Raw genomic sequence first — 11,023 nt, forward strand, 5'->3', positions numbered from 1 at the left:
CGAAGGGGAGGCAGGCCACTGCTTCCCCTTTTTCTTTGTCCTCCCCTGCCCTGTCCTGCCTGAGGAGGCGAACATGAGCGACGAGATGAGAACGAAGAGGCTGGTCCTGCGCCCGGTCAGGCCAGTTGATGCCGGGCCGATCACAGAAATCATCCAGGATCCGCGGATTCACAGGAATCTGGCCCGCGTGGCCCCGAACCAGAACAAGGCACAGACTCTGGCCTGGATCGCGACGCACGACCTTGGCCGCGAGAATGATACTGGCCACGTGTTTGCCATCACACTTGATGATGGCTTCCTCGGCATAATGGGCGCCAATCGCTCTGGCCGTCACGCACCTTTCAATCTCGGCTACTGGCTCGCACCGGCGGTCTGGGGAAAGGGGCTGGTCACCGAAGCGGCCGGCGCCGTACTGGGGTGGCTGGAGAGCCGTGGTGAGAAGGCATTCGTGTCAGGATACTTTGCCGACAATCCCGCTTCGGGTCGTGTGCTTCAGAAGCTCGGCTTCATGAAAGCCGACCGCGCCCCGATGTTCTGCCTTGGGCGCGGCGAAACGGTTGATCACTTCCACATGGCGCGCATCGCGCGAAACGCGTAAGAGAACCCGATGAAATTCCTTGACCAGACCAAAGTCTACATCAAATCCGGCGGGGGCGGCGCCGGGTGCGTGTCGTTCCGGCGTGAGAAGTTCGTCGAGTATGGCGGCCCGGACGGCGGTGACGGCGGCCGGGGCGGCGATGTCTGGGCCGAAGCGGTCGAAGGCCTGAACACGCTGATCGACTACCGCTACCAACAGCATCACAAGGCCAAGCGCGGCGGCCACGGCATGGGCAAGCAGCGTACCGGGGCCAGGGGTGACGACGTCACCCTGAAACTGCCCGTTGGCACCCAGATCTTCGAGGAAGACCAGGAAACACTGATCGCTGACCTGACCGAGGTCGGGCAGCGCGTCCTGCTCGCCAGCGGCGGCAATGGCGGCTGGGGCAATTTGCGCTTCAAATCGTCAACGAACCAGGCCCCGCGCCGGGCCAATCCCGGTGAAGAAGGCGAGGAGCGCTGGATCTGGTTGCGCCTGAAACTGATTGCGGATGCCGGGCTCGTCGGCCTGCCAAATGCCGGAAAATCCACTTTTCTCAGCGCCGTGACCGCGGCCAATCCGAAAATCGCGGATTACCCGTTCACCACGCTGGACCCCGGTCTTGGCGTTGTCGATCTCGGGCCCAATACGCGGTTCGTGCTGGCTGACATTCCCGGCCTGATCGAAGGCGCCGCGGAAGGCGCAGGTCTGGGGCACCGCTTCCTCGGCCATGTCGAGCGCTGCAAGGTGCTGCTGCACCTGATCGACTGCACACAGGATGACGTCGCCGGCGCCTATCGGACGATTCGCAAGGAGTTGGAGGACTACGATCCGGACTTCGCCAGCCGGCCGGAAATCGTTGCCCTGAACAAGATCGACGCGCTCAACCCAGAACTCGTTGCTGAACAGGCCAGGCAGCTGAAAAAAGCCTACAAGGGCACGCCCCTGCTGATCTCCGGCGTCACCGGAGAAGGCGTGCGTGACGCCCTGTTTGCGATCGTGAAGCAGTTGGGCCTGAAGGCGGACGCTGAAGCGACCGGAGACGACCCGTCATGGTCGCCCTGACATGCCAGCGCGATGATTCAATGATGGTGGTGAGGTTCGGTATTCAGCTTCCCGCACTTGCCGCATTTCACGACAACACCATGCGCATCGTGGTGGGAAACATTGACCAGCAGCTTGGTCTTGCAGGCTCCGCACCGATAGGTCTCGTCACCGCCCCCCTCCCGCACCGGCGTACCGGCCGTGTGCTCAAGCACATCCGCATTGGCGGCGGCGGCTGGCGTAAGAATGATCATGTCGAATTGGGGCATGGAACGGGCCTTGCAATAGCTGGATACGAATCTGCCCTCCAGACAGCACAGCGCCACAGGAAATGCCAGCGCCCGATGAGCCTCACCGTATGACCGACGACATTTTCGACAAGGCAAACCGCATCGTGGTGAAGACCGGCTCGACGCTGATCGCCGAAGACGGCATGCCGCGCACAGACTGGCTGGCACGCCTGGCGACAGACTTCGCGGACCTGCGCGCGCGCGGCAAGCAGGTCATCCTTGTTTCATCCGGTGCAGTCGCCCTCGGCCGGGCCGCTCTCGGCACGCACACCACGTCCCGGCTCGACCAGAAACAGGCCGCCGCTTCCATCGGCCAGCCGCGCCTCATGACGGCGCTGGCCGACGCCTTTGCGCCGCACGGGATAGCGCTCGGCCAGGCGCTGCTGACATTGAGCGACACGGAAATCCGCCAGCGCTGGCTGAATGCACGAGCAACGCTGGACACCCTGCTGGATGCCGGCATTGTTCCAGTCATCAACGAAAACGACACCGTCGCGACAGACGAAATCCGGTATGGCGACAATGACCGCCTGGCGGCGCGCGTGGCACAGATGATGGGCGCAGACCTGCTGGTCCTGTTGTCGGATATCGACGGATTGTACACGGCTGACCCGAACACAGATCCGGCCGCAACCCACATCCCTGTTTTGCAACAGATATCCTCCGAGCATGACGCCATGGCGACGGGCGCGAATGCCGCCGCCGGCGTTGGATCAGGCGGCATGGTCACCAAGCTGGCAGCCGCCAGGATCGCCCATGCGGCAGGGTGCTCGACAATTATCACGAAGGGCAATCGGGATCGGCCGCTTGCCGCCATTGCAGAAGGCGCACGCTCAACGTTGATCGCTGCAGCGATCACGCCCGCGCGGGCGCGCGAGGCCTGGCTTATGGGCCACCTGAAACCCGAAGGCACTGTCCTTGTCGACGCGGGTGCCGCGAGAGCGCTGCGCGGGGGCGCGAGTCTCCTGGCTGTGGGTGTGACGGGCGTGCTGGGGGTGTTTGAGCGGGGCGCCGCGGTGGCGATAAAGCGCGAAAATGGCGAGGTTGTTGCCAAGGGCGTGACCTCTTACGGGTCTGCAGAAATCCTGCACATAAGTGGCCACCAGAGTGAGGAGCTCGAAACCCTGCTCGGCTATCGCGGCCGGCCCGCAATCATCCACCGCGACGACCTGGTGTGCGTGTGAGGGCGAACCCGGTTCGCACTGATAATTCTGTTGTAAGTCGAACAATCCGGTGCATAGAGTTTTCGTGACCGTTCGACCCGGCACACCGGCTCAAGCATGCAATTTGCCCCAGACATATCATTCATCGGTTGCACCACGTGACAGACCTTCCTTCCGAGCATAGCTGCGTTCCGCAAGGCGCCCATATCGCGATTATCATGCCGTTCCATTCAGACGGTGGTTTCACCGTTCCCGCCGGTCCGGACTGGCAGACCGGGGCCGAATTCGATTTCTTCCAGAACCGGCACTCCCTCTTCCCGGGTCTGAAATGGATCGACCTTGCATGCAGCGCAGAGACGCAGATAGCGGGCCGCGCGGTGACAGGCGCGCGCCTGGTCGTGCTCGATACGTTTTCGGCCTATCTCGAACTTTGCCTGGACCTGGCCGATTTCGCGACGGTCCCGGACGCAACGCTCCGGACGCTTTATACAGAAATCTGTGATTTTCAGCTCGACGCCGGCCACGCCCTGATCAGGCGCGCACAGGACTATCTGGGCAAGGGCGCAGCGCTCACCTGGCACTTCTCGATCAATGTGCTGACCGACGGCGTCCGGGCCGAAGGTATCAATGCCTTCGAGGGCATCATCGGCCGCAGCCAGGCGGCCGCCGACGAATCCACACAGCAGTCTGACGCCCTGCAGCTTGTTGTCATGGGCAAGACGGGCGGCTGGGTCGCCCTGACACCCGCAGCCACCGCAGAGACCTACAGCACGGCGCGTTTCTGGCTGGCCCGCACCCAGATGGCATTCAGCGCGATCCAACTTGTTTCGGACGCCCTCATGCGGCAGCGCAGGACCATTCTGGACAGGCGGCAGATCGCACCGAAGGAATTCGATGCCTTCCTGAAACTGAAGCAGCGTGCCATCGGCCTGCTGTTCAAGATTTCGCCTGGCGCCAATTGCGCATCCTGGATGGATTCAGATATCTACGGCCATTGCTACAAGGCCTGGGCAATCGACGATGACAAGCAGACCCTTCTCGACATGGTCGACCGACTGGAAGGTGTCATCGGGAATCTCGAGGAGCGGCGGGTCCGCAAGAACAACTTCCTCCTGTCTGTCCTGATCAACATCATCACCATTACCGGTCTGTTTGCGGTCCTCGATTATTTCATCGGCTTCTCCAGTCGACAGGGGCTGGACATGGCGGTGGCCCTGTCCGTGGAACGCCAGGGCGCCCTTGCCGTCGTCGTGTTGATGTCTGCATTCGTCCTGTTCTTGACCGTCCGAAACCGATAGAGGCTGGCAATGACCGTATTGATACGAACTGCGGAGGGACCTGATTGCGCCCGCCTGGCCGAAATCGAGGAATTGTGCTTCCGCGATGGCTATTCGGACAAGATGCTTTCGCGGGAGGAATTCCGGGATCTCGTTGCAGACGACGTGAACCAGGTCCTCGTCGCCACCGACGGCGCCCAAGTCTGCGGCTATGCCTTGTTACTCGTCGAACGCGACGAAAATGCGGGATACTTTGACAGCCTTGCAATTGACCCCCAATTTCAGGGAAAGGGCATCGGCGAAGACCTGTTCAAAGCCGTCGAGACGACGTGCGTGCAAATGAAGCTCGGTGTTCTCAACCTAGAGATCAAGGAGAATAACTACACGCTACTGAAGCGTTACCACAGGTTTGGCTACAAATGCTTCCAGGTCGAGGAAGCCTACTATGCGGACGGCTGGTCGGCCTTGCGGATGCGCAAGACCGTTGCCGCAATTGCCGGCACTGAATGACCAGTGTTGGCCCGCACGGACTCATGAAATACCATCTATGCAATGCTCCACTCTCATTCCAGATTGAGAACAATTCCATGACCTTTGATTTCCTGATCATTCCCATATCGGACGATCCGGCATGACCGAATGGGTCATTCTCGTCGAAACGATGAGCGATATTTCTCAGGCCGAAACGCCCCACAAGGTGCTGCGCGTCAGTGACTATATCTCCAAACCTACCCTGTTTGCGGGGCGCAGGCCGTATATCCTGAACCTGTCACGGTCCTATTCCTACCAGTCGGAAGGCTATTATGCTTCCCTTCTGGCCGAGGCACGTGGCCACCGCGTCAGCCCCAGCGTCCAGACTATGGTCGAATTGTCAGCCAAGGGGCTGTACGCGCACGCCCTGCCCGATCTTGGCGAGCGTCTGAGCGAGGCCCTGGCCAAGGGTGCACCGAAAATCGACAGCCTGTTCGTGGCCTTCTCGAAATCCGAAATTCCGGGCTACGAACGGCTCGCGCGCGAAGTGTCGGACTGGTTCCGGACGCCGGCCCTTGAGGTCGATTTCGACGCCAGCGCACCGCACGGCATTGCCCGTGTCCGCATGATGTCGCCCCACAAGCTGAAAGACCAGCGCCGGGAGTTCTTCCTCGAGGCCATGGGCACCTATACGAGCGGACGGATCAGCGCACCGAAACCCCGGACTCCTGCCAAATGGTCGCTTGCGGTGCTGGTCGATCCCAAGGAACAGCACGCCCCGTCCAAACCGGCATCGATCAAGCGCCTGGCTGATGTCGCAGCGAAGATGGGCGTGGAAGTCGAGATCATCGATCCTTCCGACCTGACCAGCCTCGCCGAATTCGATGCGCTGTTCATCCGGGCCACCACCGCGATCGACAATTTCACCTACCGCTTCGCCCGACGCGCCGAGCAGGAGGGCATGCCGGTCATCGATGACACCCATTCGATGATCCGTTGCACGAACAAGGTGTACCTGAAGGAAATCCTCGAAAAGGCCGGCTTGCCGATCCCCCGTACCGAGATCCTCGACAAAAAGACCGACCTTGCCGCCGTGTTCGAACTGCTTGGTTCACCGGTCATTCTCAAAACGCCTGACGGCTCGTTCGGAAACCATATGGTCAAGGCGACAAGTCTCGATGAACTGAAGTCGGCCGTGAAGGGCATGTTCGACGACACGGCGCTCATCATCGCGCAGGAATTCATCCCGACCAAGTTCGACTGGCGCATCGGTGTTCTCAACGGTGAGCCCCTCTATGCCTGCCAGTACCGGATGGCGCGCGGCCACTGGCAGATCGTCAAGCACAACCCCGGCGGCAAGTCGACCGAGGGCGGGTTTACCACCATGCCCGTCGAAGACGCCCCGCCGGAAGTGGTTGATGCCGCCGTGCGCGCGGCGCGGCTCATTGGCGAAGGCCTGTACGGTGTGGACCTCAAGGAAACGGAAAAGGGCGTCGTGATCATCGAGATCAATGACAATCCCAGCATCGATCATGATGTCGAGGGCGCCGTGATGAAAGACGAGCTGTGGCGCCGGATTATTTCATGGTTCTCCACCCGCCTGGAGGAACGTATGGGCCGCGTGGCCTGACCGGTCAGAACTTGAAGGCGCCGGCCCTCAGGCTTTCGTACCGGTCGTGCGTGAAGGGGACATATTCCTTCCGTTCGGGGTGGTACATCCATATCGGGTCGGTCACGTCGTCCAGGTCGAACCCTTCCTTGACGAGTTCCACCTTGCGGTACTTGAAAGTCCCGGTCGTTTCCGCATCGCGCTGCACACGGATGAATATCGGAACAGCATAGCTCGGCAGGCGCGCACTGAGCGCAGCGTAAAGGCCTTCAAAATCGACGTCGCCGTCCGTTGTTATTGCCGCCATGCCGGCTTTCCCATCCGTTCCCGGCACCTGGACGCCATAGACATTCGCCGTGGAGATGCCGTCTATCTGCGACAGGGCTTCGCCGACCTGGTTGGTTGACACGTTCTCGCCCTTCCAGCGGAAGGTATCGCCGATGCGGTCGACGAAATAGATATACCCGTCCTTGTCCTTGCGCAGCAGGTCTCCGGTCCGGAACCAGAGATCGCCCTTTTCGAAGACATCGTGGAGGATCTTCTTCTTCGTCGCCTGTTCGTCATTATAGCCTTCGAACCGGTTGCGGACATCGTCGCCGATCTTGCCGAGCGCTTCGCCGGGCTCGTCTATGTCCGCGCGGACGCAGAAGCCGTCTGCATTGCGGACCGGTTCTTCCGTCTCAACATCGAATTTCACGAACGCGATGTGGGCGTACTGCTTTTCCAGCCAACCGGGAATCCGCCCGACCGCGCCGATCTTCCCGTCGAAATTCAGGAAACTGACATTTCCCTCGGTCGATCCGTAGAACTCGCACAGGTGGTTGATATTGAACCGCTCCTGGAATTCCGCCCAGATCTCGGGTCTCAGGCCATTGCCAAAGCCCGTGCGGATCTTGTGCGCGCGTTCGTTCGGCCCCACCGGCTGGTTCAGCAGGTAGCGGCAGAGCTCGCCGATATAGACGATCGATGTCGCGCCTTCGGCAACCGCCTCGTCCCAGAACGCGCTGGCCGAGAACTTGCGGCGCAGGATTATGCTGGCACCTGTAAACAGTGCCTGCCCGACGGCGCACAGGCCGCCCGTGCCGTGGTAGAGCGGCAGCGTGATGTAGATCCGGTCGCGCGGGGTGATGTGGCAGGGCGAGATGAACGAGGCCATCATGCCCTGCGTGCGCGCGTTGGTCAGCTTGGCGGCCTTGGGCATTCCGGTGGTTCCGGAAGTGTACACGTAAAGACATAGGTCGCGGCCGCGCAGCGGCGCCCGGTAATCCCGGGGTGGCCGTGTCGCCGGCATGCCGGCAAGCGCGCCCTCAAGATCGTCGCCAACCTTGCCGCCAAGAGTCCAGACCGGCGGATTGGACGTCAGCAAGTCCAGGGCGCCTGTCACGACATCGTCCTGCTCGGTGCCGGTGATCACGTAACGGGCATCGACGATGTTGATACTGTGCGCCAGCGCCTCCCCCTCGAGGTTCGAGTTGATCAACGCAACGACGACCCCGATTTTCGACATGGCAAACCATGTCGCGACATAGTCCGGGCGATTCTCCATGAACAATGCGACGCAGTCCCCGGCCTTCAGGCCGCGCTCGAGCGCCCAATGCGCTAGCCGGTTCGCGCGGGCCTCGAACTCGTCATATGTCGTGAGCGCCCCTTCGAAACGGAAAGCAACGTTCGCCCCGTGGCGGTCAACCACCCCCTCGATGTCATCTGCCACCAACTGCTTGGAGTCCGGTGAGATCGATTTGGTCCACTTCAGGAGTCCCTGGATGGATCGAAAGAATTTGGCCTCGCGGACGAGAATGGAAATCGGGTTCATAGGGGAAAGTGTCTTTCACGGGGGGGCTGTATGGACCATATGCGAGGCATCCCGGTGAACACAAGATGCACACGAAATCGTCAGCCTTGCCAAGGGCCTGCGACGCCAGTCACCTCCAACGAGGGTTTGCAGCAGCGACGCTGTCTGGTACGTCCGGCAGATTCTGAATGGAGCATGCGAAATGACCGATCCTGTTGGAAATTTGCTGGCCCTGCTCGACATCGAGCGGCTCGAACACGACCTGTTCCGCGGGCAAAGCCCCGATGAGCAGACCAACCAGCGTGTTTTCGGCGGCCAGGTGATCGCGCAGGCCCTCGTCGCGGCCCAGCGTACGGTGACACCGGACCGCATTTGCCACTCCCTGCACGCCTATTTCATCCGGCCTGGCGACCCCAAAGTACCGATCATCTACCAGGTGGACCACGCCCGGGACGGCGGCAGCTTTACGACGCGGCGCGTGGTCGCGATCCAGCACGGCAAGCAGATCTTCAACCTGGCCGCCAGTTTCCAGGTGCCGGAGGAAAGCTGGGAACACCAGCATGACATGCCGGACGTGCCAGCCCCCGAGACGCTCAAAGGCCTGCGCGAGCGGCGATTGGATATCGTCGACGAGGTGCCGGCACACCTGCGTGATGAGTTCACACGCGAACGCGACATCGAAATGCGTGACGTGGGGCCGCTACATCTCTTCCATCCGGAACCGGCCAGCGACGTGCACCAGGTCTGGTTCCGGGTTGCCCGCGACGTTGGTGATGACCCTGCACTGCACCTGTGCCTGCTGGCCTATGCGTCGGACATGAGCCTGCTGGGCACCGGCAATCGCCCGCATGGCCTGACATGGTTCGACCCACAACTGATGCAAGCGAGCCTCGACCATGCCATCTGGTTCCACGCACCGGTCAATTTCTCGGACTGGCATCTCTACGCCATGGACAGCCCGTTTGCGGGCGGCGGGCGCAGTTTCAACCGGGGCAGCGTCTATGATCGAAGCGGCAAACTGGTCGCCAGCGTCGCCCAGGAAGGGCTGATGCGCCGGAAAAAGCCGAAAACCTGATCTTTCTGCCGCCAGCCCGGTAATAATGCCCTGATTGGCAACAAATTTTGCGCTGCGCTGAAAACAGTTCGGAATCACAGCTGAAAAGGGCTTGCGCCAAAGCGGGGGCCCATTATTACGGGACTCCGGAGCGTAGCGCAGCCTGGTAGCGCATCTGGTTTGGGACCAGAGGGTCGGAGGTTCGAATCCTCTCGCTCCGACCAATCACTTCCCGGGGCGCCCCCCGGACCGATTGAGAATTTCCCGGTAAAATTCCCCGCCCCGCACGCGCGCGGACAATCTCCCGTCAGGCAGACGTTTCGGCACCAGCTGCAATGCGCCGCCATTCGCGCCTGTAGCCCGCGAGATCGACATTCAGCGCTTTGACTGGCTTGAGGTTTTCCTTTGGCCTCAGGCCGGGAATGATCAAGCTTAGCGCACCAAACGACACGTCATTGATTGCGTGGGACGTGTAGATGGATTCATGGGGGCGCAATGCCGCCAAAGCCTGAACCATCACCTGCGCTTCGGCAAACCGCCCCTCGATGAGGATCGTGTTGTGTGCCCCGATCAGGTCAAGGCTGACATCAGCAACCAATGCCGCGTACAGGCACGCACCTGCGCGCCGCGACAGCCAGTCTTCCGGTGCGTTGATCCATTGCCCCGGGCCGCTGGGAAACGGGCCGAAGCCCTGTGCGAATGTTGGCTGCAGCATGGCGCCCCGCCCGACCAGGCCGGGAACGGCCGCCAGAAGCGCCGGCTGGTCCTGCTTGATGTCGACCCGCCTTGCGTCATCTCCAGTCAATGTTTCGATTTCACGGCCGCCCATGAAACGTGCCGACGGCACCACCTGGCCCCATGCGTCAACATTCAGCAGGCAGTCGTGTCCCGCCGGGAGGCTGGCTGCATCAAAAGCGCTTTTTGGAGACCTCATGGCAACAAACCAGGTACCCGTGGACAAGACCGTTGCATCCTGTTCACCCACTTCCGGGAAGGCGCGCGCAGCAATCAGGGCCGCATTCGAATCATGCAGGCCGCAATGCACCTGAACGTCGCCCGCCAGGCCTGTAAGACCAGCCAGCTTCGGACTGATGTGCCCGATTACATCGCCTGCAAGAGCGAGCGGCGCGAATTTTTCTGCCCATCCGAGCCGTTTCGCCATTGGCGAAAAGTCATGCGTCCGTGGGGCCCAGAGGTCAGTGTGGCATCCAAGACTCGTGACTTCTGATCTTGCGACGCCGGAGAGGAACCACGCCCAGAACTGTGCCCACGGCATCAACGTCGCGCCATCGAAAATGTCGGGGACCTCCTGCGCCATCTGGTACAGCTGGATACCCGCGTTCAACCCGTCCGAAAGCGCTGGCGATCCTGTGATCGCGAACGAGTCACGTTCTGCCAGATAGGCGTCTCGAACTGGTCCGGGAACCGCCGCCTCATAGTCGCGCGGCAAGTGTGCAAGGGCGCCATCGCGAATGACCGCAATTCCGGCGCCATGTGCGACCGGGATAATGTGCGCAATGTGCGCCTGATGACCGAAGGCAGAGAGCGTGTCGATGACCCACGGCGCGATGCCTGCAACATCCAGTACAGCGAAATCACCATCCAGGCACCGCGCATTGGGTCGGACTTTCCGGTCGATCAACTCGCCGCCTGATGTCCAGAGGCTCAATTTGCTCATCGACTTTCCGACGTCGAGCACAACGATCGCGTTGCCCTGCATGATCTGCCCTCCTCGTTTTGATTGAT

General features: G+C 61.2%; 10 protein-coding genes and 1 tRNA gene. 8 read left to right on the top strand and 3 right to left on the bottom strand.

What is annotated here, in order from left to right:
* The first annotated feature begins 73 nt into the window (after positions 1 to 73).
* Positions 74 to 598 (top strand): GNAT family N-acetyltransferase, encoded by a 525-nt coding sequence (locus tag HJO_RS06390; protein WP_051618351.1) that lies wholly within the window; start codon positions 74 to 76, stop codon positions 596 to 598.
* Positions 599 to 607: 9 nt separating this feature from the next.
* Positions 608 to 1,642: a GTPase ObgE gene (gene obgE / locus HJO_RS06395; protein WP_035615076.1), complete on the top strand. Its 1,035-nt coding sequence runs from the start codon at positions 608 to 610 to the stop codon at positions 1,640 to 1,642.
* A gap of 17 nt (positions 1,643 to 1,659) precedes the next feature.
* On the opposite strand, the gene HJO_RS06400 is transcribed toward obgE, so the two are convergent.
* Positions 1,660 to 1,890 carry an MJ0042-type zinc finger domain-containing protein gene (locus HJO_RS06400; protein ID WP_035615078.1) on the bottom strand — a complete coding sequence of 77 codons (231 nt, stop codon included), beginning with the start codon at positions 1,888 to 1,890 and terminating at the stop codon, positions 1,660 to 1,662.
* Positions 1,891 to 1,979: 89 nt separating this feature from the next.
* Here HJO_RS06400 and proB point away from each other — a divergent pair, with 89 nt between their 5' ends.
* The 4 genes from proB to HJO_RS06420 all read left to right on the top strand — a co-directional run bounded on the left by proB (position 1,980) and on the right by HJO_RS06420 (position 6,452).
* Entirely contained in the window at positions 1,980 to 3,095 is a 1,116-nt protein-coding gene (proB, locus tag HJO_RS06405; RefSeq protein WP_035615080.1) for a glutamate 5-kinase, read from the top strand.
* Between the two features lie 137 nt (positions 3,096 to 3,232).
* Positions 3,233 to 4,372 carry a hypothetical protein gene (locus HJO_RS06410; RefSeq protein ID WP_156945442.1) on the top strand — a complete coding sequence of 380 codons (1,140 nt, stop codon included), beginning with the start codon at positions 3,233 to 3,235 and terminating at the stop codon, positions 4,370 to 4,372.
* Positions 4,373 to 4,381: 9 nt separating this feature from the next.
* A complete protein-coding gene (locus HJO_RS06415; protein WP_035615085.1) occupies positions 4,382 to 4,861 on the top strand; it encodes a GNAT family N-acetyltransferase in 480 nt (159 codons plus the stop codon).
* Positions 4,862 to 4,982: 121 nt separating this feature from the next.
* On the top strand, positions 4,983 to 6,452 hold the full coding sequence (locus HJO_RS06420) for a RimK family protein (RefSeq protein WP_035615087.1): 1,470 nt from the start codon (positions 4,983 to 4,985) through the stop codon (positions 6,450 to 6,452).
* A gap of 4 nt (positions 6,453 to 6,456) precedes the next feature.
* Here HJO_RS06420 and HJO_RS06425 read toward each other — a convergent pair whose 3' ends face one another.
* A complete protein-coding gene (locus HJO_RS06425; RefSeq protein ID WP_035615089.1) occupies positions 6,457 to 8,244 on the bottom strand; it encodes a long-chain-acyl-CoA synthetase in 1,788 nt (595 codons plus the stop codon).
* Between the two features lie 181 nt (positions 8,245 to 8,425).
* Here HJO_RS06425 and tesB point away from each other — a divergent pair, with 181 nt between their 5' ends.
* Positions 8,426 to 9,298 (top strand): acyl-CoA thioesterase II, encoded by an 873-nt coding sequence (gene tesB / locus HJO_RS06430; protein WP_035615091.1) that lies wholly within the window; start codon positions 8,426 to 8,428, stop codon positions 9,296 to 9,298.
* A 126-nt stretch (positions 9,299 to 9,424) separates the two neighbouring features.
* Positions 9,425 to 9,501: transfer RNA gene (locus HJO_RS06435), tRNA-Pro, on the top strand.
* Between the two features lie 83 nt (positions 9,502 to 9,584).
* Here HJO_RS06435 and HJO_RS06440 read toward each other — a convergent pair.
* A complete protein-coding gene (locus tag HJO_RS06440) occupies positions 9,585 to 10,997 on the bottom strand; it encodes an FGGY-family carbohydrate kinase (protein ID WP_035615101.1) in 1,413 nt (470 codons plus the stop codon).
* Between the last annotated feature and the right edge of the window lie 26 nt (positions 10,998 to 11,023).

This window comes from Hyphomonas johnsonii MHS-2 (assembly GCF_000685275.1).
GTDB lineage: Bacteria > Pseudomonadota > Alphaproteobacteria > Caulobacterales > Hyphomonadaceae > Hyphomonas > Hyphomonas johnsonii.

Bases quoted from the DNA above. Each gene is read 5' to 3' on its own strand.
- HJO_RS06390 (WP_051618351.1), top strand. From the start codon at position 74: ATGAGCGACGAGATGAGAACGAAGAGGCTGGTCCTGCGCCCGGTCAGG.
- obgE (WP_035615076.1), top strand. From the start codon at position 608: ATGAAATTCCTTGACCAGACCAAAGTCTACATCAAATCCGGCGGGGGC.
- HJO_RS06400 (WP_035615078.1), bottom strand. From the start codon at position 1,890: ATGCCCCAATTCGACATGATCATTCTTACGCCAGCCGCCGCCGCCAAT.
- proB (WP_035615080.1), top strand. From the start codon at position 1,980: ATGACCGACGACATTTTCGACAAGGCAAACCGCATCGTGGTGAAGACC.
- HJO_RS06415 (WP_035615085.1), top strand. From the start codon at position 4,382: ATGACCGTATTGATACGAACTGCGGAGGGACCTGATTGCGCCCGCCTG.
- HJO_RS06420 (WP_035615087.1), top strand. From the start codon at position 4,983: ATGACCGAATGGGTCATTCTCGTCGAAACGATGAGCGATATTTCTCAG.
- HJO_RS06425 (WP_035615089.1), bottom strand. From the start codon at position 8,244: ATGAACCCGATTTCCATTCTCGTCCGCGAGGCCAAATTCTTTCGATCC.
- tesB (WP_035615091.1), top strand. From the start codon at position 8,426: ATGACCGATCCTGTTGGAAATTTGCTGGCCCTGCTCGACATCGAGCGG.
- HJO_RS06440 (WP_035615101.1), bottom strand. From the start codon at position 10,997: ATGCAGGGCAACGCGATCGTTGTGCTCGACGTCGGAAAGTCGATGAGC.